Annotated in this window: 20 protein-coding genes; 5 read left to right on the top strand and 15 right to left on the bottom strand. The window is 67.0% G+C overall.

Annotation, left to right across the window (positions count from 1 at the left end):
- The first annotated feature begins 29 nt into the window (after positions 1-29).
- Complete coding sequence (locus tag D9X30_RS23910; protein ID WP_153948914.1) at positions 30-1,769, top strand: acetate--CoA ligase; 1,740 nt, start codon at positions 30-32, stop codon at positions 1,767-1,769.
- Here D9X30_RS23910 and D9X30_RS23905 read toward each other — a convergent pair.
- The gene (locus tag D9X30_RS23905; RefSeq protein WP_153948915.1) at positions 1,766-2,650 is read right to left on the bottom strand and encodes a ferritin-like domain-containing protein; all 885 of its coding nucleotides are present in this window, start codon (positions 2,648-2,650) and stop codon (positions 1,766-1,768) included. The genes D9X30_RS23910 and D9X30_RS23905 overlap by 4 nt on opposite strands.
- Before the next feature lie 132 nt (positions 2,651-2,782).
- Between D9X30_RS23905 and D9X30_RS23900 the strand changes: the two genes are divergently transcribed.
- The 3 genes from D9X30_RS23900 (at position 2,783) to D9X30_RS23890 (ending at position 4,931) form a co-directional block, all read left to right on the top strand.
- A complete protein-coding gene (locus tag D9X30_RS23900; protein WP_066738778.1) occupies positions 2,783-3,307 on the top strand; it encodes a gamma carbonic anhydrase family protein in 525 nt (174 codons plus the stop codon).
- A gap of 47 nt (positions 3,308-3,354) precedes the next feature.
- Complete coding sequence (gene hslO / locus D9X30_RS23895) at positions 3,355-4,359, top strand: Hsp33 family molecular chaperone HslO (RefSeq protein ID WP_249641073.1); 1,005 nt, start codon at positions 3,355-3,357, stop codon at positions 4,357-4,359.
- A gap of 167 nt (positions 4,360-4,526) precedes the next feature.
- Positions 4,527-4,931: a hypothetical protein gene (locus D9X30_RS23890; RefSeq protein ID WP_153948916.1), complete on the top strand. Its 405-nt coding sequence runs from the start codon at positions 4,527-4,529 to the stop codon at positions 4,929-4,931.
- Positions 4,932-5,019: 88 nt separating this feature from the next.
- Here D9X30_RS23890 and ftsB read toward each other — a convergent pair whose 3' ends face one another.
- The 12 genes from ftsB to edd all read right to left on the bottom strand — a co-directional run bounded on the left by ftsB (position 5,020) and on the right by edd (position 18,117).
- On the bottom strand, positions 5,020-5,361 hold the full coding sequence (ftsB, locus tag D9X30_RS23885) for a cell division protein FtsB (protein WP_153948917.1): 342 nt from the start codon (positions 5,359-5,361) through the stop codon (positions 5,020-5,022).
- Positions 5,362-5,601: 240 nt separating this feature from the next.
- Positions 5,602-6,891, bottom strand: a complete 1,290-nt coding sequence (gene eno, locus D9X30_RS23880; RefSeq protein ID WP_153948918.1) for a phosphopyruvate hydratase — start codon at positions 6,889-6,891, stop codon at positions 5,602-5,604.
- Positions 6,892-6,954: 63 nt separating this feature from the next.
- Positions 6,955-7,245 carry a DUF1330 domain-containing protein gene (locus D9X30_RS23875; protein ID WP_153948919.1) on the bottom strand — a complete coding sequence of 97 codons (291 nt, stop codon included), beginning with the start codon at positions 7,243-7,245 and terminating at the stop codon, positions 6,955-6,957.
- Positions 7,246-7,378: 133 nt separating this feature from the next.
- Positions 7,379-8,248, bottom strand: coding sequence for a 3-deoxy-8-phosphooctulonate synthase (kdsA, locus tag D9X30_RS23870; RefSeq protein ID WP_153948920.1), 870 nt, complete (start codon positions 8,246-8,248; stop codon positions 7,379-7,381).
- A gap of 25 nt (positions 8,249-8,273) precedes the next feature.
- Positions 8,274-9,926: a CTP synthase gene (pyrG, locus tag D9X30_RS23865; RefSeq protein WP_092596280.1), complete on the bottom strand. Its 1,653-nt coding sequence runs from the start codon at positions 9,924-9,926 to the stop codon at positions 8,274-8,276.
- A 137-nt stretch (positions 9,927-10,063) separates the two neighbouring features.
- Positions 10,064-10,885, bottom strand: coding sequence for an alpha/beta fold hydrolase (locus D9X30_RS23860; protein WP_153948921.1), 822 nt, complete (start codon positions 10,883-10,885; stop codon positions 10,064-10,066).
- Positions 10,886-10,984: 99 nt separating this feature from the next.
- On the bottom strand, positions 10,985-11,788 hold the full coding sequence (locus D9X30_RS23855) for a proteasome-type protease (protein WP_092596288.1): 804 nt from the start codon (positions 11,786-11,788) through the stop codon (positions 10,985-10,987).
- Positions 11,789-11,891: 103 nt separating this feature from the next.
- A complete protein-coding gene (locus D9X30_RS23850; RefSeq protein WP_249641072.1) occupies positions 11,892-12,725 on the bottom strand; it encodes a transglutaminase family protein in 834 nt (277 codons plus the stop codon).
- 82 nt (positions 12,726-12,807) lie between these two features.
- Positions 12,808-13,761: an alpha-E domain-containing protein gene (locus D9X30_RS23845; protein WP_153948922.1), complete on the bottom strand. Its 954-nt coding sequence runs from the start codon at positions 13,759-13,761 to the stop codon at positions 12,808-12,810.
- 33 nt (positions 13,762-13,794) lie between these two features.
- Positions 13,795-15,270 carry a circularly permuted type 2 ATP-grasp protein gene (locus tag D9X30_RS23840; RefSeq protein WP_153948923.1) on the bottom strand — a complete coding sequence of 492 codons (1,476 nt, stop codon included), beginning with the start codon at positions 15,268-15,270 and terminating at the stop codon, positions 13,795-13,797.
- A 242-nt stretch (positions 15,271-15,512) separates the two neighbouring features.
- Positions 15,513-16,037, bottom strand: a complete 525-nt coding sequence (locus D9X30_RS23835) for a gluconokinase (RefSeq protein WP_153948924.1) — start codon at positions 16,035-16,037, stop codon at positions 15,513-15,515.
- 163 nt (positions 16,038-16,200) lie between these two features.
- Positions 16,201-18,117 carry a phosphogluconate dehydratase gene (edd, locus tag D9X30_RS23830; RefSeq protein ID WP_153948925.1) on the bottom strand — a complete coding sequence of 639 codons (1,917 nt, stop codon included), beginning with the start codon at positions 18,115-18,117 and terminating at the stop codon, positions 16,201-16,203.
- Positions 18,118-18,420: 303 nt separating this feature from the next.
- On the opposite strand from edd, the gene D9X30_RS23825 reads away from it, so the two are divergent.
- Complete coding sequence (locus D9X30_RS23825) at positions 18,421-19,377, top strand: MurR/RpiR family transcriptional regulator (RefSeq protein WP_153948926.1); 957 nt, start codon at positions 18,421-18,423, stop codon at positions 19,375-19,377.
- A 6-nt stretch (positions 19,378-19,383) separates the two neighbouring features.
- Here the strand turns inward: D9X30_RS23825 and D9X30_RS23820 are convergent, their stop codons facing one another.
- Both D9X30_RS23820 and D9X30_RS23815 read right to left on the bottom strand, forming a co-directional pair.
- Positions 19,384-21,930, bottom strand: coding sequence for a DNA internalization-related competence protein ComEC/Rec2 (locus tag D9X30_RS23820; protein WP_153948927.1), 2,547 nt, complete (start codon positions 21,928-21,930; stop codon positions 19,384-19,386).
- A gap of 146 nt (positions 21,931-22,076) precedes the next feature.
- Complete coding sequence (locus D9X30_RS23815; protein ID WP_153948928.1) at positions 22,077-22,904, bottom strand: TatD family hydrolase; 828 nt, start codon at positions 22,902-22,904, stop codon at positions 22,077-22,079.
- Between the last annotated feature and the right edge of the window lie 7 nt (positions 22,905-22,911).

Genomic DNA, 22,911 nt, shown 5'->3' with positions numbered 1-22,911 from the left:
AAGCGAGCGGGAACATTGGAGACAATTGCATGACCGCCTTGCCGGCCACGCGCCGTGACGACTATCACGCGCTGCACGAATCGTTCCACTGGGACGTCCCCGCGTTCTTCAATCTGGCCGAAGTCTGCTGCGGCCGCTGGGCGCGCGACCCGGCCACGGCCAGCCGCGTCGCCGTGCATACCGAACACGAGGACGGCCGGCGCGCGTCATACACGTATGCGCATATCCAGGCGGAGGCCAACCGGCTGTCGCGGGCGCTGCGCGAGCTTGGCGTGCAGCGCGGCGACCGCGTGGCCATCGTGATGCCCCAGCGCATCGAGACGGTCATCGCCGGCATGGCCGTATATCAGCTTGGCGCGATTGCCATGCCGCTGTCGATGCTGTTCGGTCCCGAAGCCCTTTCCTACCGGATCGACCATAGCGAAACGCGCGTGGCCATCGCCGACGAAACCTCGATCGACAACCTGCTGGCCGCCCGGCCCGACTGCCCCACGCTGAAGACCATCATCGGCGCCGGCCAGGCCACCGGCCGCGGCGACCTGGACTGGGACGTCCTGCTGGCCGCCCAACTGCCCGATTTCACGGCCGAACAGACCAAGGCCGACGAAGCCGCGGTGCTGATCTACACCAGCGGCACCACGGGGCCGCCCAAGGGCGCGCTGATTCCGCACCGCGCGCTGATCGGCAACCTGACCGGCTTTGTGTGCTCGCAGAACTGGTATCCGCAGGATGACGACGTGTTCTGGAGCCCCGCCGACTGGGCCTGGACCGGCGGACTGTGGGATGCGCTGATGCCGGCGCTGTATTTCGGCCGTCCGATCGTCGGCTACCAGGGACGTTTTACCGCCGACCGCGCCTTCGAACTGCTGGAACGCTACGGCGTGACCAACACCTTCCTGTTCCCGACCGCGCTCAAGCAGATGATGAAGGCCTGCCCAACGCCATCGGAAAAATACGATCTGAAGCTGCGCGCCATCATGAGCGCCGGCGAGGCCGTGGGCGAGACGGTATTCACGTGGTGCCGCGACGCGCTGGGGGTGATCGTCAACGAGATGTTCGGCCAGACCGAGATCAACTACATCGTTGGCAACTGCACGGCGCAATACGACAACAACCGCCTGGGCTGGCCGGCGCGGCCGGGGTCGATGGGCCGTCCCTATCCGGGCCACCGCGTGGCCGTGATCGACGATGAAGGCCGCCCGTGCGCGCCGGGCGAGGATGGCGAGGTGGCCGTCTGCGCCACCGATGTCCACGGCCATCCCGACCCCGTATTCTTCCTGGGCTACTGGAAGAACGAGGCCGCCACGGCTGGCAAGTACTCGGAATCGGACGGGCTGCGGTGGTGCCGCACCGGCGACCTGGCGCGCATGGATGCCGAGGGCTATCTCTGGTATCAGGGCCGCGCCGACGACGTGTTCAAGTCATCGGGCTATCGGATCGGGCCGAGCGAGATCGAGAACTGCCTGCTCAAGCATCCGGCGGTGTCGAACTGCGCCGTGGTGCCGTCGCCAGACCCCGAGCGCGGGGCCATCGTCAAGGCGTTCATCGTGCTGACGCCCGCCGTGGCGCGCTCGTTCGACAACGATGCGGCGCTGGTGGCCGAACTGCAGCAGCATGTGCGCGGCCAGCTGGCGCCTTATGAATACCCGAAGGCCATCGAATTCATCGACCAGCTGCCGATGACGACCACGGGCAAGATCCAGCGCCGTGTGCTGCGGCTGATGGAGCAGGAACGCGCACAGCAACGGGCCGGGAATCCGGCGAACTAGCCGGCCGAGGCCTCCAGCCACGCCAGTTCATCCTCGTCGAACCCCGCCGCGCGGCGCGCGTCGAGGTTGAACGGCCCTCGCAGCTTCGGCGCCTTGTACTGCTCGGCCAGCTGCGCATAGGTGGCCACTGGCTCCAGTCCGCGCTGGTTGCAAAGCCAGCGGTACCAGCGATTGCCGATGGCCACGTGGCCCACCTCGTCGCGCAGGATGATGTCGATGATCGCCGCGGCGGCTTCGTCGCCGGCATCGGCCAGCTTGGCACGCACCGGCGGCGAGGCATCGAGCCCGCGCGCCTCCAGCGTGCGCGGCACCAGCGCCATGCGGGCCAGCACGTCGCCCGCCGTCTTGTCGGTCATCTCCCAAAGGCTGTTGTGCGCCGGGAAATCGCCATAGGTGGCACCCAGCGTCTGCAGGTGATCGGCCAGCAATGTGAAGTGATAGGCCTCTTCGTCGGCCACGCGCAGCCAGTCGCGGTAATAGTCGGCCGGCATGCCGGAAAAACGCCAGACGGCGTCGAGTGCCAGGTTGATCGCGTTGAATTCGATATGGCACAGCGCGTGGATCATGTTGGCGCGGCCGGCCGTGGTGTGGATCGACCGGCGTCGCTCCACCCGCATGGGCGGCACCAGTTCGGGGCGCGCCGGGCGGCCAGGCACCGCGCCCGGCGGCGCCACGAGGCTTTCATCCGGGTCGACCACGGTATCCCCACCGGCCAGCAGCGCGGCATACAGGGCGCGGGCCGCTGCGGCCTTGGCCCGGGCATCGGTCATGCATAGCACGTCCAGGGCGCCCCGGCGCGCCGAGGCCGGCACGGCGGCGGCCGCGGGCAAGGGCTCGACAAGTGGCGTGGACGCGATGTCGGCGGGTGCGATCACTGGCATAGGCGTAAAATTCGGGAAGCCGCCATTGTAGAGCCCCTGCCCGCCCGAAGCTTGTCCCCGGGCCGGCCCTGTCGGCGGGCTCTTTTAATCGGGGCGGCCATCCCCAATTACGCACATTCAGCAGGAGACCCCATGGCGCTTTACCAGCTCGGCGATACCGCCCCGAAAATCCACGAGGACGCCTATGTGGCGGCGGAAGCCACCATCATCGGCAACGTGACGCTCAAGGCGCGTGCCAGCGCCTGGCCGGGGGTGGTGATTCGCGGCGACAACGAGCCGATCGTGGTGGGCGAAGACACCAACATCCAGGAAGGCTCGGTGCTGCACACCGATCCGGGCCGTCCGCTGACGCTGGGCGACAAGGTGTCGGTGGGCCATCAGGCCATGCTGCACGGCTGCACCGTGGGCGAAGGCTCGCTGATCGGCATCCAGGCCGTGGTGCTCAATGGCGCCGTGATCGGCAAGGAATGCCTGGTCGGCGCTGGCGCCGTGATCACCGAGAACAAGGTGTTTCCGGACCGCTCGCTGATCCTGGGCGCGCCCGCCAAGGTGGTGCGCGAACTGACCGACGCCGACGTGGCCAACCTCTATCGCAACGCCGAGACGTATGCGAAGCGGCAGGCCGTATACAAGACCGAACTCAAGCGCATCGGCTGACCGCCCCGGACTCAGCCGATACGCCGACTTAACCGCTAGACAGAACCGTGACCGCCTCCTCGAATCCCGATACGCTTCAGAAATTCCTGTTCGATGCCGCGCCCGTGCGTGGCGAACTGGTCCGCATCGAATCCACCTGGCAAGAGGTGCTGAACCGCCATGCCTATCCGGAGCCGGTGCGGCGCGTGCTGGGCGAGATGATCGCGGCCGCGGCGCTGCTGTCTGCCAATCTGAAGTTCAATGGCGCGCTGGTCATGCAGGTACACGGCGACGGGCCGGTGCGCATGCTGGTGGTGGAATGTCTGTCCGACCTGTCGCTGCGCGCCACGGCCAAGATTGCCGAGGGTGCCGAGATTGCGGACGACGCCACGCTCAAGCAGCTCGTGAACGTGCATGGCAAGGGCCGCTTCGCCATCACGCTGGACCCGCAGGACAAGCTGCCGGGCCAGCAGGCCTACCAGGGCATCGTGCCGCTGGCCGACGAACATGGCCCGCTGGCGACCATGACAGAGGTGCTCGAACACTACATGCAGGCGTCCGAACAGCTCGATACACGCCTGTGGCTGGCATCGAACGACCAGGTGGCGGCCGGCATGCTGCTGCAGAAGCTGCCGTCGTATGGCGGCACGGCCGGCGCGCAGATCGGCGAGACCGGCAGCGCGCTGACCGACGAAGGACAGGGCCATGATCTGGACACCTGGGATCGCGCCTGCCAGTTGGGCGCCACGCTGAAGGAAGATGAACTGCTGGCCGAAACGCCGGATACCCTGCTGCGCCGCCTGTTCTGGGAAGAACTGCAGAATGCGGGCCTGCGCGTGTTCGAGCCAATGACACCGCACTTCCAGTGCTCGTGTTCGCGCGAAAAAGTGGCGGGCATGCTGCAGACGCTGGGCCGGGAGGAAATCGAAGGGATCATCGCCGAGCGCGGCGAGGTGGAGATCCACTGCGATTTCTGCGGCCAGCGCTATGCGTTCGACCCCGTGGATGCCGCCCAGCTGTTCACCGCGCCGGTGGCCACGGGCGCCGGCGAGGGTGCCAAGCAACAGCATTGAGTTGCCGCCCGCCCCTTTCAGGTAGATCGGGGCGGGAACCCCGGAAGCGCCCGGGAAACCGGGAAACCGGGGAAAACCATCGAGTCCGCCTACCGTGCGGAACCTCACACACGGGTGGTCGGGTCCAATGGCATGCTTGTTGTTCAGCCGTTCGAACGGAGTCCGATATGACAGCGACCATTCGTTCCACATCGACCCCTGCCCTGGCCTGTCACCTGGCCAGCGTACTGGCGCTTGCCGGTTTGATCGCCGGCTGCGCGGCGCCGGTGCCGCGCAGCCCCGACGGCGTGCCGGCCACGGCACGATTGCCGGACCATGCCATTCCCCCCGCCCCGCTTAGCGACGCCGAGCGCCAGAGGCTGGGGGTGCTGAACCAGCAGATCCTTCAGGAGCAGGCCACGGTAATGGCCAATCAGCAGTCGGCGGCCGCATGGAGCCGCGCGTCGTACTACCCGAATACGAGCGTCAACATGTTCTACAACGGTTGGGGTGGCGGTGGCTGGGGCGCCGGCGTCGGCTTCGGCTTCCCGGGGTACGGCTACGGCGGTTACCCGTACGGCGGCTGGTGGTGATGCGGCGTCCGAAAACCTTACCGGCCGCATTGCGCGGCCGGCTCTGATACTGGTTGACGCCTGCTGGATGACGCCCGTTGGCTGATGCCTAGTGACCGCCGCGTCCGGCGACGGAATTGGCAGGCGGCGGCAGTGGCGGTGTGGCGCTGACCTTCGGGGCCGGGGCCACGAACTGGACGAACACCTCGTCGTCCTTGACCATGCCGAGTTCATACCGGGCGCGTTCTTCGATGGCGCCCGTGCCATCCTGCAGGTCCTTCACTTCGCCTTCCAGCTTGGCGTTGCGCAGTTTCAGCGCCTGGTTATGCGTGACCTGCTCGCCCACCTGGCGATTCAGATCCCACACGCGCAGCCAGCCGCCCTTGCCCAGCCAGAGCGGGTACTGAATGGCCAGCAACAGCACGAACAACAGCAGGGAAATCAGGCGCATCGGGGCAAAAGGCGCAATGGAATAATGGCGTGGTCGGAGGTTTCCGATGGGCACCAATGATCCATCATGCGGCCGCAGATTGCAAAACAAAAGACGCTACAAAGCGCAACAACAGTGCGTCCGGCACCGGATATCGGCACAATCGCCACACCATATCGCAAAAAACGCCGCCCCGGCGAACCCGGAAGCGGCGTTTTTCGTTGGCTCGCCGGTGGCACGCGCCGACGGCAGGCCTGGGGGTCAGCGCAGGTTGTAGAACGCGCTCTTGCCCGGGTACGTGGCGATATCGCCCAGATCTTCCTCGATGCGGATCAGCTGGTTGTACTTGGCGATACGGTCCGAACGCGACAGCGAGCCGGTCTTGATCTGGCCAGCGTTGGTGCCCACGGCGATGTCGGCAATCGTGCTGTCCTCGGTCTCGCCCGAACGGTGCGAGATCACGGCGGTGTAGCCGGCGCGCTTGGCCATTTCGATGGCGGCGAACGTCTCGGTCAGCGTACCGATCTGGTTGATCTTGATCAGGATCGAGTTGCCGATGCCCTTCTCGATGCCTTCCTTCAGGATCTTGGTGTTGGTCACGAACAGGTCGTCACCCACCAGCTGCACGCGCTTGCCGAGCTTTTCGGTCAGCGTCTTCCAGCCTTCCCAGTCGCCTTCGGCCATGCCGTCCTCGATCGACACGATCGGGAACTTGTCGCACAGGTTGGCCAGGTAGTCGGCGAACTGCGTCGACGACAGCTTCAGGCCCTCGCCTTCCAGCGCGTAGACGTCTTCGGCCTCGTGGTAGAACTCGCTGGCGGCGCAGTCCAGCGCCAGCAGCACGTCTTCACCCATCTTGTAGCCGGCCTTTTCCACCGCCTGCACGATGGTGTTCAGGCACTCTTCGTTCGACGAGAAGTTCGGTGCGAAGCCGCCTTCGTCGCCCACGGCCGTCGACATGCCCTTGTCGGCCAGGATCTTCTTCAGCGCGTGGAACACTTCGGCGCCGCAACGCAGCGCTTCACGGAAGCTGGTCTGCGACACGGGCATGATCATGAATTCCTGGATGTCCAGGCTGTTGTTGGCGTGCGCGCCACCGTTGACGATGTTCATCATCGGCACCGGCATCTGCATAGCGCCCGAACCGCCGAAGTAGCGGTACAGCGGCAGGCCAGCCTCTTCGGCGGCGGCCTTGGCCACGGCCATCGACACGGCCAGCATGGCGTTGGCGCCCAGGCGGCCCTTGTTCTCGGTGCCGTCCAGTTCGATCAGCGTGCGGTCCAGGAACGCCTGCTCGGAAGCGTCCAGGCCCATGATGGCTTCGGAGATCTCGGTGTTGATGTGCTCGACGGCCTTCAGCACGCCCTTGCCCAGGTAGCGCGACTTGTCGCCGTCACGCAGTTCGATGGCTTCGCGCGAGCCGGTCGATGCACCCGACGGCACGGCGGCACGGCCCATCACGCCGGATTCCAGCAGCACGTCGCACTCGACAGTGGGATTGCCGCGCGAGTCCAGCACCTCGCGACCGATGATATCTACGATTGCACTCATATTTCCTCTCAGGACTGTTGAATCTTCGTGAATCTTCTACGTGCCAGATGACGGGTGGAAGTCTCAGACGCCTTCCACGACGATCATGTTCATCTTTGCCGCATGCTCGCGGGATTGGCGGGCTGCCAGGTATTCCTCGCTGGCGTAGAAGGCCTTGGCGGCCTCGTAGCTCGGGAATTTCAGCACCACCACGCGCGTCGGCGCCCATTGCCCCTCGAGCGGCTCGGTCTTGCCGCCCCGCACCAGCACTTGCGCGCCGTGCGCCTGCATGGCCCGCGTGGAAAGCACCTTGTACTGCTCGTACTGCTGGGGATCCGTCACGTCGACGTACGCGATGATAAGGCCGGCGGCCATACGCTATCTCCGAATCTTTTGTATTGTCTTTCGATACCAGTGCGTCCGGGGCGATTCACGCGCGCACCCGATCTGACGCATCGGAAGCGACGCCGCCCGCGACAGGCGCGGGCGGCGGGTACTGCTGGCTGGATCAGGCGCAGGCCGGCCAGCCGAAGTTGTCTTCCAGGAAGCCGGCGCGCTTGACCAGGATGTCCAGGTCCTTCAGCACGGACAGCAGTTCCTTCATGCGCGACAGCGGCACCGCGTTGGGGCCGTCGGACATGGCCTTGCTCGGGTCCGGATGGGTTTCCATGAACAGGCCCGCCACGCCGGTGGCCACCGCGGCACGCGACAGCACCGGCACGAACTCGCGCTGGCCGCCCGAGCTGGTGCCCTGGCCGCCCGGCAACTGCACCGAGTGGGTGGCGTCGAACACCACCGGGGCACCGGTCTCGCGCAGGATCGCCAGCGAGCGCATGTCCGACACCAGGTTGTTGTAGCCGAAGGAAACGCCACGCTCGCAGGCCATGAACACGTCATCGGGCAGACCGGCCTCGCGGGCCGCGTCACGCGCCTTGTCGATCACGTTCTTCATGTCGTGCGGCGCCAGGAACTGGCCCTTCTTGATGTTCACCGGGCGTCCGCTCTGGGCGCACGCACGGATGAAATCGGTCTGGCGGCACAGGAAGGCCGGCGTCTGCAGCACGTCCACCACGGCGGCGACGGGCTTGATCTCGTCGATCTCGTGGATGTCCGTCAGCACGGGCACGCCGATTTCGCGCTTCACCGTGGCCAGGATGTCCAGGCCCTTCTCCATGCCCAGACCACGGAACGACTTGCCCGACGACCGGTTGGCCTTGTCGAACGACGACTTGTAGATGAACGGGATGCCCAGCTCGCCGGTGATCTGCTTGAGCTCGCCGGCGGTGTCCAGCGCCATCTGTTCGGACTCGATGACACACGGGCCGGCGATCAGGAAGAACGGCTTGTCGAGGCCGACGTCGAATCCACACAGTTTCATGGCTTGTCTCCTTCGTCGCGGCGCGTCAGGCGCCCTTGCGCTGCTGCGAGGCCAGCGCGGCTTCCACGTAGGCCTTGAACAGCGGATGGCCGTCACGCGGGGTCGACGTGAATTCCGGGTGGAACTGCACGCCCACGAACCACGGGTGCATCGACTCGGGCAGCTCCATCATTTCCGGCAGGTTTTCAGTCGGGGTACGGGCCGAAATCACCATGCCGGCCTTTTCGAGCTGGGGCACGTAGTGATTGTTGACCTCGTAGCGATGGCGGTGACGCTCGTTGACTTCGGCGCCGTAGATCTGCGCGGCCTTGGTACCAGCCTGGATGGGCACGCGCTGCGCGCCCAGGCGCATCGTGCCGCCCAGGTCGGATTCGGCCGAACGCTGCTCTACCTTGCCCTCGCGGTCCACCCATTCGGTGATGAGTGCCACCACCGGGTGCTCGGTCTCGAGGTTGAATTCGGTCGAATTGGCGTCCTTCATGCCTGCCACGTCACGCGCGAATTCGATCACGGCCAGCTGCATGCCCAGGCAGATGCCCAGGTAAGGCACCTTGTTCTCGCGGGCGTACTGGATCGCGCGGATCTTGCCTTCGGTGCCGCGCTTGCCGAAGCCGCCCGGCACCAGGATGGCGTCCAGCGGCTGCAGCACTTCGAGGTGGCCCGATTCCAGTTCCTCGGAATCGATGTACTCGATATTGACGCGCGTGGCGGTATGCATGCCGGCGTGGCGCAGGGCCTCGATCAGCGACTTGTACGATTCGGTCAGGTCGACATACTTGCCGACCATGCCGATCTTGATTTCGTGCTGCGGATTTTCCTGAGCGTTCACCAGCTTCTGCCACATCGACAGGTCGGCCGGCTTCGGGTCCAGGCGCAGTTCCTCGCAGATCAGGCGGTCCAGGCCCTGTTCGTTGAGCATCTGCGGGATCTTGTAGATGCTGTCGGCATCCCACACCGAAATCACGGCGTCCTGCGGAATATTGGCGAACAGCGAGATCTTGGCGCGCTCGTCGTCCGGGATCGGACGGTCGGCACGGCACAGCAGCGCCGTCGGCGAAATGCCGATTTCGCGCAGCTTCTGCACCGAGTGCTGGGTCGGCTTGGTCTTCAGTTCGCCGGCGCTGGCGATGAACGGCACCAGCGTCAGGTGAACGAAGGCGCAGTGGTTGCGGCCCATGCGCAGGCTCATCTGGCGGGCGGCTTCCAGGAACGGCAGCGATTCGATATCGCCCACCGTACCACCGATTTCCACCAGGGCCACATCGGCCTTGCCGTCATGCGAGGCGGCCGCGCCGCGCTCCACGAATGCCTGGATTTCGTTGGTGATATGCGGAATCACCTGCACGGTCTTGCCCAGATACTCGCCGCGGCGTTCCTTGCGGATCACCGACTCATAGATCTGGCCAGTCGTGAAGTTGTTCGACTTGCGCATCTTGGCCGACACGAAGCGCTCGTAGTGACCCAGATCGAGGTCAGTTTCGGCGCCATCCTCGGTCACGAACACCTCGCCATGCTGGAAAGGGCTCATCGTGCCGGGGTCGACATTGATGTAGGGATCGAGCTTGAGGAGGGTGACTTTGAGGCCGCGCGACTCGAGAATGGCCGCGAGCGAAGCAGCAGCGATGCCCTTGCCGAGAGAAGAGACGACGCCACCGGTGACGAAGACGAATTTGGTCATAAACCGAGCTTGCCGGGGAAATCGGGATTATACATGAGACCCCGTCCGCCGCCGACCCGGATTTTGTGACAGGGCGGTGTCCGCGATGCGCTGCCCCGCCGCTGCGGCGCATGCGCCGCTCGGCGCCGTGCCCGTCTTCAGTGGCCGCTGTCGCGCATCTGCCCGATCAGCTCTTGAACGGTGGCGGCGGTTTCCAGCGGCCGCTCCATCGGATAGAGATGCCCGCCTTCCATGAAGCGCAGGCGGTCGCCCACCAGCTTGCGCGTGGCGCCCAGTCCCACCTGCCTGACCTCGCGCGATTTCGTGCCGGCAATGAAGCCCACCGGCACCGGCGCGCCATGGGCCACGCGCCGGCCCAGGCTGGTGGGCAGCGTGCGATAGATGCGGTATTCCACGTCGCGGTCGAAACGCAGGCGGCGTTCCGCGGCCCGGCCGGTCGGCTCGGTGCCATGCTCGGCGTAGTCGCGCAGCACGTCCGGGTCCCAGACCTGGAAATTGCGCTTGGCCTGGAAGTGGGTCCGGACCGATTCGGTATCGGGCCAGTGCGTGCGGCGGTTCTTGGTCACGGCCGCCGGGCCAGGTTTTTCGTCCAGACCCAGGACCTGCGACGCCCGCAGCAGCGACGCCCGCCAGCCGGCGATGATCGGCGAATCGAGCATCACCACACCGCGCACGCGCTGCGGTTCGCGCAGCGCGGCCATCAGCGACAGGAAACCGCCCAGCGAATGCCCGACCAGCCAGACCTTGCGGGTATCGGCGCCCTCGCGACGCGCGCGTTCGATCTCACGTAGCAATTCGTCCACCAGATTGTGCCATTCGCGCGTGACCGGGTACTTTGGATCGTGGCCGTAGCGTTCGACGGCGCGGATCTCGAAGGCATCTTCCAGCGCCCCGAACAGCTTGCGGTACGTGGGCACGGGAAATCCGTTGGCGTGGGAGAACAGCAGGATGTCGCGCATGAGACAAGTGCAATGGGAATGTGGCAGTCGCCGCAGAGTGTACTGCGGCGCCCCGCCGTTCGACGCCCGCGCCGGCGCGAATGGGGTAGACGTTTCCCTCTACCGTTCCCGGCGTGCGCGCACGGGTTGGCCCCAGCGGTCGGCCTCGTCGCGCGCCAGCGGAAACTCGGCCGGCTCGGCGGCATCCCACTCGGGATTGGCGATCTCGCCGAACACCTGACGCAGGCGCTGGCCCCAGGTGTCGCGGATCATGCGGAAGTACGCGTTCTTCTCGTCGATGTTGACAAAGCGCGTCACGCGCAGCGAATCGGCCTCGTACACCAGCAGGTCCAGCGGCAGGCCCACCGAGATATTCGACTTGAGCGTCGAATCCATCGAAATCAGCGCGCACTTGGCGGCCTCGCCCAGCGGCAGCGACGGCGACACCACGCGGTCGACGATCGGCTTGCCATACTTGGCCTCGCCAATCTGAAAGTAGCAGTTCTCGGGCGACGCCTCGACGAAATTGCCCGCCGCATAGATATGGAACAGCCGCGTGCGCTCGCCGCGGATCTGGCCGCCGAAGATCATGCTGACGTTGAAGTCGATGCCGGCCTCGCGCAGCGCGTGGGCATCGCGCTTGTGCACGGCGCGCACGGCGTCGCCGACGATCGTGGCAGCCTCGAACATGTCGCGGGCCGTCCACAGCGAACGCTTTTCGTCGCGGGCCTCGGCCAGCAGTTGCCGAACCGACTGGCTGATGGCCAGGTTGCCGGCCGTCATCAGCACCAGCACGCGGTCGCCCGGCTCTTCGAAGACGGTCATCTTGCGCGAGGTGGAAATGGCATCCACCCCGGCATTGGTTCGGGAATCGGACAGGAATACCAGACCGGCATCCAGCCGCATCGCTACGCAGTACGTCATGAACAGGTGTCTTGTTGGGGCGCCGTACCTCTGATGAGGCGGCAAACTTGCATTTTAGCTTCTCGGCAAAACGCTATGCCGTTTGAATGCCGGCGCAGCCCGGTCAGGCCGCGGGCGTGATGGCGATATCGACGTCGAGCGTTTCGCCCGCGCCACCTTCGAGAATGCCCCGAATTGGTGCAGCCGAGGCGTAGTCGCGCCCCACCGCGAGCCGTACATGGCGGGCATCTGTCACGCAGCGGTGCGTCACGTCGATACTGCACCACAGGCCCTGGCCGGCATCGAGGCAGACATCGGCCCAGGCATGGCTGGCCAGCGCCGTGGCGGCCGGATCGTAGAAGTAGCCACTGACATACCGCGCCGGAATGCCAAGCGCACGGCAGGCGGCCACCATCACCTGCGCCTGGTCCTGGCAGACGCCGCTCCCCAGCGCGAAGGCCTGGGCGGCTGACGTACCGACATCGGTGGTATTGGCCTGGTAGCGCACGCGATCGGCAATGCCGCCGGCCAGGGCCAGCAGCGCCGGCACATCGTGGCCGGCCGCCACATAGGGCGCCGCAAACGCCTGAAGGCCGGTTGGCGCTTGCGTAAGAGGCGTAGTCGCCACAAAGTACAACGGCGAGACGCGCGCCTCGCCCGCGTCCGGCAGATCGACGAACGCATGGTGTCCGCCGTGTTCACCCCCCATCCCGCCCTGCACTTCCACCTCGCCGGTGGCGGTGATGGCAATCGTGCGGGCCGGGCCGGCCATGGTGAAGTTGTGGACGATATTGCCGAAACCGTCGCGCGCCTCGGTCAGGTTGCCCGGCGCCGAAAGCTGCCAGTCCTGCACCGATTGCAGCGGCCCCGAGCGCGGTGCAAGGCGCAGTTCATGCACGCTGCGACGCACCGGTTCGGTGTATTGATAGATGGTCTTGTGGTGGATCCTGTATTTCACGATGCGTATCGCGCGCCCGGCACGCCACCCGCCGGTGCTTCACAGGCCCGGCGCGTGATGCGCCGGGCACAGGCATGACGATTCAGGCGGCCAGCAGCGGCACGAGGAAATCCCGGCTGATGCCATTGCCGAGATCGCCGATGCGCTCCAGGAAGCTGGTCAGGTAGGCGTGCAGGCCGACGGCGAAGATGTCGTCGATGCGCGCGTATTTGAGGTCGGCGTGGAGTTTACCAGCCTGGCGCTCGGTCTCCGACGATTGCTGGTTGGCCACCAGCGCCAGGATCGACACCACCTCGTCCATGCTCGACACCAGCGAGCGCGGCATGTCCGGCCGCAGGATCAGCAGTTCGGCCACGCGCTGCGGCGTGATCACGGCCCGGTAGATCTTGCGGTAGACCTCGAAGCCCGACACCGACCGCAGCACGGCCGCCCAGTGGTAGAAGTCGTTCTGCTCTCGGTTCGGATCGCTGTCGTCGCGGCCCGATGCCTGGAACTTGACGTCCAGAATCCGCGCCGTGTTGTCGGCGCGCTCCAGGAACGTGCCCAGCCGCATGAAGTGGAACGCATCGTCCTTGAGCATGGTGCCGAACTGCACGCCGCGCGCCAGGTGCGAGCGGAACTTGACCCATTCGAAGAAGCGCGACGGATCGTCGCGCAACTCGCCCTCGGTGATCATGCGCTGCACGTCCAGCCACGTGGTGTTGATGGTTTCCCAGACCTCGGTTGTCAGCGACCCCCGCACCGCCCGCGCGTTCTCGCGCGCCGCGCGCAGGCAGCTCATGATCGACGACGGGTTGGTCATGTCGCGCACCATGAAGTCGATCACGTCGTCACGGTGCAGCAGGCCGTACTTGTGGTCGTAGGCCTGGGTCAGCTCGGAGATGTCGAGCATCGCCCACCAGCCCTGCTCGGCCACTTCGGCCGATTGCGGCAGCAGCGAGGTCTGGTAGTTGACGTCAAGCATGCGCGCGGTGTTTTCCGCGCGCTCGGTGTAGCGGGCCATCCAGAACAGGTGGTCGGCGGTACGGCTCAGCATGATGGGGTCTCCCGGCGATCAGTGTGTTCGGCTTCAGCGTTCCAGCACCCAGGTATCCTTGGTGCCCCCGCCCTGCGAGGAATTCACCACCAGCGACCCCTCGCGCAGCGCCACGCGCGTCAGCCCGCCCGGCACCATGCGCACTTCCTTGCCCGACAGCACGAACGGCCGCAGGTCGATATGGCGCGGCGCGATGCCCGATTCCACATAGGTCGGGCAGGTGGACAGCGCCAGCGTGGGCTGGGCGATGTACTGCTCGGGCCGCGCCTTGACCACCTCGCGGAACTGGTCGATCTCGGCCTTCGTCGCGGCCGGGCCCACCAGCATGCCGTACCCGCCGGCGCCGTGGGTTTCCTTCACGACCAGCTCGGCCATGTGGTCGAGCACGTATTGCAGGTCATCGGGCCGGCGGCACATGTAGGTGGGTACGTTCGACAGGATGGCCTCTTCGCCCAGGTAGAAGCGGATCATGTCCGGCACATACGGATAGATCGACTTGTCGTCGGCCACGCCGGTGCCGATGGCGTTCGAGATCGTCACGTTGCCGGCGCGATAGACCGACAGCAGCCCCGCCGCACCCAGCGCCGAATCGGCCCGGAACACCAGCGGATCGAGGAAGTCGTCGTCCACGCGGCGGTAGATCACGTCGATCCGTTGCGGCCCCTGCGTGGTGCGCATGTAGAGGTGATCGTCCTCGACGAACAGGTCGCTGCCCTCCACCAGTTCCACGCCCATCTGCTGGGCCAGGAACGCATGCTCGAAATACGCGGAGTTGTACATGCCCGGCGTGAGCACGACCACGGTAGGGTCGGCGATATTCTGCGGCGACACGCTGCGCAGCATGTCCAGCAGCAGGTCTGGATAGTGGGCCACCGGCGCCACGCGGTTGCGGGCGAACAGGTCGGGGAACAACCGCATCATCATCTTGCGGTTTTCCAGCATGTACGACACGCCCGACGGCACGCGCAGGTTGTCTTCCAGCACGTAGAACTCGCCCTGGCCCGCGCGCACCACGTCGATGCCGGCCACATGGGCATAGATGTCGCGCGGCACGTCGATACCGAGCATCTCGGGCCGGTACTGGGCGTTGTTATAGATCTGGTCGGGCGGAATCACGCCGGCGCGGATGATGTCCTGGCCGTGGTAGATGTCATGGATGAAGCGGTTCAGCGCCGCCACCCGCTGGCGCAGGCCGCGTTCCAGCGTGGCCCATTCGCTGGCCGGGAACACGCGCGGTATCACGTCGAACGGAATGGTCCGCTCGGTGCCGCTGTTGGACTCGTCCTTGTCGCCATAGACGGCGAAGGTAATGCCCACGCGCCGGAAGATCAGATCCGCCTCCGCGCGCTTGTTGTCCATGGTGGACACGGACTGCCGGCCGAGCCAGTCCGCAAAACTTCGGTAGTGAGTCCGGACCGCCCCTGGCGGCAATACCTGTCCGGCCTCGACGGCCGTCACCGTGCCGTCCTCTCGCCCTTCCAGCATCTCGTCGAAAAACCGCGCCGCCATGATGGCCGCTCCTTCGTGGAAATGGGCGCCTGCCGCGGTCCGTGCCGCCTGACTGCTCTTCGGCCCTGCTGCACGGCAATACCGCCGGCCACCCGTTTATCGATGCCTCGTCGAGTCGACGCTTCCAGCATATCCGCACCGGTAAATCCCGCAAGGGGTTGCATGCCCAAGACATGCGCCGGTACGCAAAACGGTTTAGCAAGATGCTTGCCAGCCACGCCTGGCCGGCCTTGGTGCAGGGATCAGTGGGCCGTCTTTGCCTGGCCAGCGCAGGAGACCGACTCCGGCGGGCATTTGGCCAGGATGTCCTCCACCAGGACTTCGGGCGCCCGGCGGATATCAAGCACCAGCGCGTCCCGGGGCTCTTCCAGGGTGTCGAACTGGCTTTGCAGCAGTGCCGGGTTGAAGAAGTGGTCGGCGCGGGCCGACAGGCGGCCGCCGATCGTCGAGGCGTCGCCTTTCATGAACACGAACGTCACGCCGCCGTCGGGCGGCGTCAGGCGGTCGCGGTACGTCTGGCGCAGCGCCGAGCAGGTGAAGACATGGGTGCGGCCCTCGGCGCGGGCGGCGTCGATGGCCGCACGCATGGCAGCCAGCCAGGGCCAGCGGTCTTCGTCGGTGAGCGGCACGCCGGCGTGCATCTTGGCCTTGTTGGCCTCGCTGTGAAAGGTGTCGGCATCATGGAAGCCACAGTGCAGCCGCTCTGCAAGCAGCTGGCCCACGGTGGTCTTGCCGCTGCCGGAAACGCCCATCAGGATATAGATCATGTCTGCTCCATCGAACATGGTGTCGGGTGGTATTGCCACCCTTGTCGGTAGCCGCCGGGCACACGTCGGCGTGGCCCGGCAGTGCCCCGGAGCGCCAGCGCCGCGGGGATAACGGAATGTCGGAAGATTGGCTGTAGCGGGTCGGGCCTGGCCGGACGTCCGCCTATTGTGCGACGGCGGACGCGGTTTTGACAGCCGCACCGGCCGTGGCCGACGACGGGGCATCGGCCTCGGACAGGTCGAGCGCGCTGCCACCCTCCTCGGCAATGCGCGCATGGCGCCGGAACAGCCCGAACAGGCCACGGCCCATGCTGAAATTCGCGAAATCGTCGGCCGGCGCCGCCACCGGCGTGCGCGCGGCGAATTCGGCCTGCACGCGGGCGTCGCCCACCAGTTCGAGCGTACCGGCCACGGCGTCGACGCGAATGATGTCGCCGTCACGCACCCGTGCCAGCGGGCCGCCCACAAGTGCCTCGGGGCCGACATGGATCACGGCCGGCACCTTGCCCGACGCCCCCGACATGCGGCCATCGGTAACCAGCGCCACCTTGTGGCCGGCGTCCTGCAGCGCGCCCAGCGCCGGGGTCAACCGGTGCAGTTCAGGCATGCCGTTGGCATTCGGGCCCTGGAAGCGCACTACCGCAACCACATCGCGATTGAGTTCGTCGGCCTCGAACGCCGCCTGCAGCGCCTCCTGCGAATCGAACACGCGCGCCGGGGCCTGCACGATGCGATGCGCGTCGGCCACGGCCGAGACCTTGATCACGCCACGCCCGAGGTTGCCCGCCATCAGCCGCAGGCCGCCTTCGGCCGAGAACGGCGCCGATGCCGGGGCCAGCACGGCGGTATCGCCGCTGGTGGCCGGGCCATCGCGCCAGCGCAGCGCGCCGTCGGTCATGACCGGCTCTTCGGTGTAGCGTGCCAGGCCACGGCCCACCACGGTATTCACATCTTCGTGCAGCAGCCCTGCTTCCAGCAGTTGGCCGATCACGTAGGCCACGCCGCCCGCCGCGTGGAAGTGATTCACATCGGCCGAGCCGTTGGGATAGACGCGCGCCAGTAGCGGCGTGACGGCCGACAGGCGGTCGAAGTCGTTCCAGTCGATCACGATGCCGGCTGCGCGCGCCATGGCCACCAGGTGGATCGTGTGGTTGGTCGAACCCCCGGTGGCCAGCAGGCCAACCATGGCGTTGACCACGGCCCGCTCGTCGACGATCTGCGCCAGTGGCGTATATTCGCGCCCCCGCGCGATCAGCGCCACCGCGCGCTGGGCCGCCGCCGTGGTCAGCGCATCGCGCAGGCCGCTGTCCGGATGCACGAACGCCGCGCCCGGCATGTGCAGGCCCATGATTTCCATCAGGAACTGGTTGCTGTTGGCGGTGCCGTAGAACGTGCAGGTGCCGGCGCCATGGTAGGCCGCACATTCGGCTTCGAGCAGCGCGTCCCGCCCGACCTGTCCGGTGGCATAGAGCTGGCGCACGCGCGCCTTTTCCTTGTTCGACAGCCCGGAGGCCATCGGGCCGGCCGGCACGAACACCACCGGCAAATGGCCGAACTGCAGCGCGCCCATCAGCAGGCCCGGCACGATCTTGTCGCAGACGCCCAGCATCAGCGCGGCGTCGAACGTATTGTGCGACAGCGCCACGGCGGTGCTCATGGCAATGGCATCGCGCGAGAACAGCGACAGCTCCATGCCTGCATTGCCCTGCGTGATGCCGTCGCACATCGCCGGCACGCCACCCGCCACCTGCGCCACGGCGCCCACGGCCCGCGCGGCTTCGCGAATGACGGCCGGATAGCGTTCGTAGGGCTGGTGGGCCGACAGCATGTCGTTGTAAGCGGTGACAATGCCCAGGTTCGGGGCGTGTTCGACGCGCAGCTTGAGCTTGTCGTCGGCCGGCAGTGCCGCGTAACCATGGGCCAGGTTGGCGCATGACATGCCGCGCAGCGGCCCCAGGTCTTGCTGGGCGCGCTCGCAACGCGCCAGGTAGGCGGCGCGGCTGGCGCGGCTGCGTTCGACGATGCGGTCGGTGACGGCCGAAACTTCGGCGCGGACGTGGCCCTTGGCGGCTTGGGTCATGGCGGAATGGATCCTCGTGGGGCGATCCGGACAACCGCGCGACAGGTCTGACAAGTCGCCACAGGCCACCGGATCTGTAGATTTTCTACATTATAGCCACGGCCGACACTTGGCCGGAAGCCTTGCCACCGCGCAGAAATGGCGTTACGCGCGCAAATCCGGGTAAATCCTAGGATGAAAACCGCGCGCCAGGGGCTGCGAATCCGACAGTCGAATGTGTAGAATCTCTACATATCAAAAGACGCGGCCACCCGAGGCGCGCTGTCACGAATCCCACGCACCGTTTCCCGCACGACCTTCACCATGCGCGACAGAATCCTTGCCGTCTACGACACGCTACGCCCGTCCGAACGCCGGCTGGCCGACTATGTGGCCCGCCACGGCGCCAGCGTCATCCGGCTGACCATGCCGGAACTGGCCGAACGTGCTGGCGTTTCGCAGCCGACCATCGCGCGCTTTTGCGCCGCGCTGGGCTACGACGGCTTCAAGGAGTTCAAGCTCCAGTTCGCCCAGAACGTGGGCGGCGGCACGCCGTTCGTGCATCAGGACGTGGAGGCCAACGACCGGCCCGCCGACATCGCCGGCAAGGTGTTCGACCGCACCATCGCCACGCTGATGTCCGTGCGCAATGCGCTGTCCGCCGACCAGATCGAGCACGCCATCCGCCTGTTGGCCAGCGCGCGGCGCATCGAGTTCTACGGCTGCGGCAATTCGGGCATCGTCGCGCTCGACATCCAGCACAAGTTCTTCCGCCTGGGCATCCCCACCACGGCCTATTCCGATTCGCACGTGTTCAGCATGTCCGCCGCGCTGCTGCGGCCGGGCGACGTGGCCGTACTGGTGTCGAACAGCGGCCGCACCTGGGACATGCTGGCGGCCGCCACGCTGGCACGGGGCAGCGGCGCCGGCGTCCTGGCGCTGACCCACAGCGGGTCTCCGCTGGCCAAGCTGGCCGACGTCTGCGTGTTCTCCGACGTCGAAGAGGACAGCGAGGTCTACACGCCGATGACGTCGCGCATCTGCCATCTGGTGCTGGGCGATGTGCTGGCCGCCGGCGTGGCACTGGAGCGGGCGGAGTCGGTCGCGGGCGGACTGCAGCGCGCCAAGGCCCATCTTCGCGAGCGTCGCATTGCCGGCGCGGAGCCGGCCGCAGCCAAGCCCGGTGCAAGCGCCAGCGCAAGTGCGAGCCCGAAGACCAGCACCCAGCCTCGCCGCGGTTCCACGGCCAAATCCGCCAAGGCGCCCGCACGGGCCAACTGACACGCATCAACGCGGCGCGGGCGGCCCATCGCGCCAGTAGCGGCGATATCGCTGCCGATACGGCACGACCTCAAGTGCGTCGCCCGACGTCAAGATCGATACGGCACCGGTCTCGTCCGTGCGATAGCGGGCGACACCGGCCCGCTCGTAGCGCCGCCAGACATCTTCGCGCGGATGGCGGTAGCGGTTCGCAAACCCAAGCTGGAAAATCGCCAATTCCGGCTGGACGGCGCGCAGGAACGCCACATGCGATGACGTGCCACTGCCGTGATGCGGCACCAGCAGCACGTCGGCACGCAACTGGTCCGGCGGCAGGCGCTCGACCAACCCCAGTTCCTCTCGCACACCGATGTCGCCGGTCAGCAGCACGCTGCGCCGCGCCGTGGCCACGCGCAGCACACAACTGCGCGCATTGCTCTGGAGCCTGCCGGCGGCCAGTTCCTCCGTCGTGGGATGGACGATGTCGAACCGCACCCCGTCCCATTGCCAGCCGTCCCCGCTCGCGCAAGGCTGCCAGTCGGCACCTTCCGCTCCCGCCATCAGCCGATGCCCGCGCGGTGCCGCCGTCAGGCGCGATCCGACAGGCACCGCCTGCATGACATCGCGCACGCCTCCGGCATGGTCGGCGTCTTCGTGGCTGACCATCAGCGCGTCCAGCCGGCGCACCCCCGATGCGCGCAGGAACGGTACGACGACCTGTCCTCCGGCACTGGTGCCTGACACGTAGGCCGGCCCCGCGTCATACAGCAGCGCATGCCGGCGCGTTTCCACCAGCACCGCCGTGCCCTGCCCGACATCGAGCGCCGTCACGCGCATCTCGCCTTCGGCCACGGCCGCGCGCCCGGCCATCAGCATCGGCACCATCAGGCCCGCGCCAGCCCAGCGTGGAACCGGCCGCGCGACCTGCGCGCAGCCCTTGCGAGACCGGAACATGTGCGGCCACACGGGCCGTCGCGGCACCAGCAACAGCCAGACCCCGCCGACGGCCAGCGCCGTGCGCCACCAGCCCGGATGCGCGGCCTCCCAGACCGCCCATGCCGGCGCGGCCAGCCACCCCAGCCCGCTCACCAGCCACGCCAGCGCAGTGTGCGCCACGGCCAGCAACGGCGCGGCGAACGCACCCGGCAGCACGGCCCCGGCCAGCGCCAGCGGCGTCACGAGCAGGCTTACCACCGGAATCGCCACCGCATTGGCCACACAGGACACCAGAGACACCTGACCAAACAGCAGCAGCGTCAGTGGGACGAGCCCGATGGTTACGGCCCACTGCGTACGCGCCGCATTGACGATGCCGGCCCGCAGGCGGGCCATGCGCCGACCGGCGCCCTTCTCCGCCGGCGTTGGCCGGCTGTCTTCCGGACCGTCGCGCGCATGGAGAAAGATCACGGCCACCGCACCGAAGGACAGCCAGAACCCCGGCGACATGACCGCCCAGGGGTCAATCGCCACCGCCATGCCGGCAGCCCACGCCAGCACCACCGACAGTGGCGTCGCCCGGCCGCTCCACAACGCCAGGGCAGCCACGACGAGCATCGCCACGGTGCGCAACGCCGGAATCTGCATGCCGGCAATCAGGCCGTAGCCGAGCGCGGCCAGCACGGTCACCGCCAGCGCGGCCTGCTGCGCCGGCCACACCAGCGGCAACGGACGGCGCAGCCGCCGCCCCAGCCCGAACGAATGCCGCCACAGCATGCGCGCCAGGGCGCCCGTCGCGCCGGCAATCAGGGTGATATGCAGGCCCGAGATACTGACCAGATGCGAAATGCCGGTGCGCCGGAAGACGTCCCAGTCCGCCTGTGCAATGCCGCGCTGGTCGCCGATCACCAGCGCGATCAGCACGGCACCGTAGCGGGCGTCGGGCGGCAAGGCGGCACGCAGGCGATCGCGCAGGCCGGCGCGCCACATCGCGACGCGCACGGGCCACGGCACCGGCCCATCAGCGCCCAGCGCGGCGGCTCCGCGCACGTAGCCCGTGGCATGCACGCCTTCCCCCAGCAACCAGTACGCATAATCGAAGCCGTACGGATTCGCCAGCCCGCGCGGACGGCGCAGGCGTACGGTCAGGCGGTAGCGCCGGCCCGGCCGTAGCGCATCGATCGCAGGCGATGCCCCGCGCGCGGCGGCGTCGCCGGACGCCTCGTCGCGCCACGTCAGCAGCAGTCGCGCCGGCAGCGACTGCCGCGCCGGGCCGTCCGGCCAGTGCTCGACGCGGAACAGGAAACGTGTGCCGTGCGGTACGGCATCGGGCAGCCCCGCAACGATGCCTTCCACCACCAGATCCTTGCCCGCCATCTCCGGTGGCAACCAGCGTGCGATGCGGACGTCTGCGCGCCACGCGGACCAGCCCACGCCGATCAGCAGCGCCAGCGCGGCGCCCAGTGCCAGACGCCCATGCGGCGCCCATCGGCCACGCCAGTGTGCCGAGGCCCATGCCGCACCGGCCAGTCCGATGGCAATCCCACCACCGGCCAGCCATTCGGCGCGGCCCGGCAGCATGCCCTGCTGTTGCAGCAGCCAGCACCCCACCACGAACGCCAGCAACAGCAAGCGCATGAAGCCCCCCGATCGATGTCACGAAGGGGGCTTTGTACCGTGCAATGGCAGGGGAAAACGTGTCCGAATGATGCGCCGGTGTGTCAAAACGTTAAATCTGCATCGCACCGGGCGGTGTGGCGCCAGAAATGGCGAAAAAACGATGACTATCGCGGCGCCATGATGTCCGCGAACGCGCCCAGGCGGGGCAATGCGGCGACCGCGTTGCGCCACATGATGTGCGCCAGTTCGCGCTCCGGCACACCGCGTAATTCGGCCATGACACGTGCCACGCCGGCCACCTCCCCGGGCGTGTTGCGAGCCTTGTGCTGTTCGCCGAACTGGTCGTCGGACAGCCATGCCGGGGCGATATCGGGCGCATCGGTTTCCAGCACGATGGCCTCGATGGGCAACTCCGTGGCCAGGCGCCGGATCTGCCTGGCGCGCGAGAACGTCACGTTGCCGCCGAATCCAAGTTTCATGCCGTGCTCGACATAGCGGCGCGCCTGCTCGTGGCTGCCGTTGAAGGCATGCGCGATGCCCTGCCGCACGCCCGCGCGGCGCAGGCCGGCATAGACCTGATCCTGCGACTTGCGCACGTGCAGCAGCACCGGCAGGTCGAATTCGCGGGCAATCCTGAGTTGTTCGGTGTAAAGCCAGGTCTGGTGCTGGGCGTCCAGACCCGGCACGAAGAAATCGAGCCCGATCTCGCCGATGGCGACCAGGCGCGGATCATCGATCGATGCCGCCACCTGTTGGCGCAGCGCGTCGAGGTCGGCCTGCCCGGCGCCCGGCGTGCACAGCGGATGGATGCCCAGCGCGTAGACGCAGCGCGATCCCTCGCGGGCCAGCGCGCGCACGGCGTCGAAGTTCGACACCGACACGGCCGGCAGCACGATGCCCGAGATGCCGGCCGCCAGGGCGGCTTCGATCACGCCCTCGCGGTCGGCGTCGAATTCGCGGGCGTCCAGATGACAATGGGTGTCGATCCACATAAGCCGG

The organism is Cupriavidus sp. U2 (assembly GCF_009663685.2).
In the GTDB taxonomy this organism is placed as follows: domain Bacteria; phylum Pseudomonadota; class Gammaproteobacteria; order Burkholderiales; family Burkholderiaceae; genus Cupriavidus; species Cupriavidus necator_C.
Note: the sequence above shows the minus strand (reverse complement) of the source record. Positions and strands in the feature narration are given on the sequence as shown.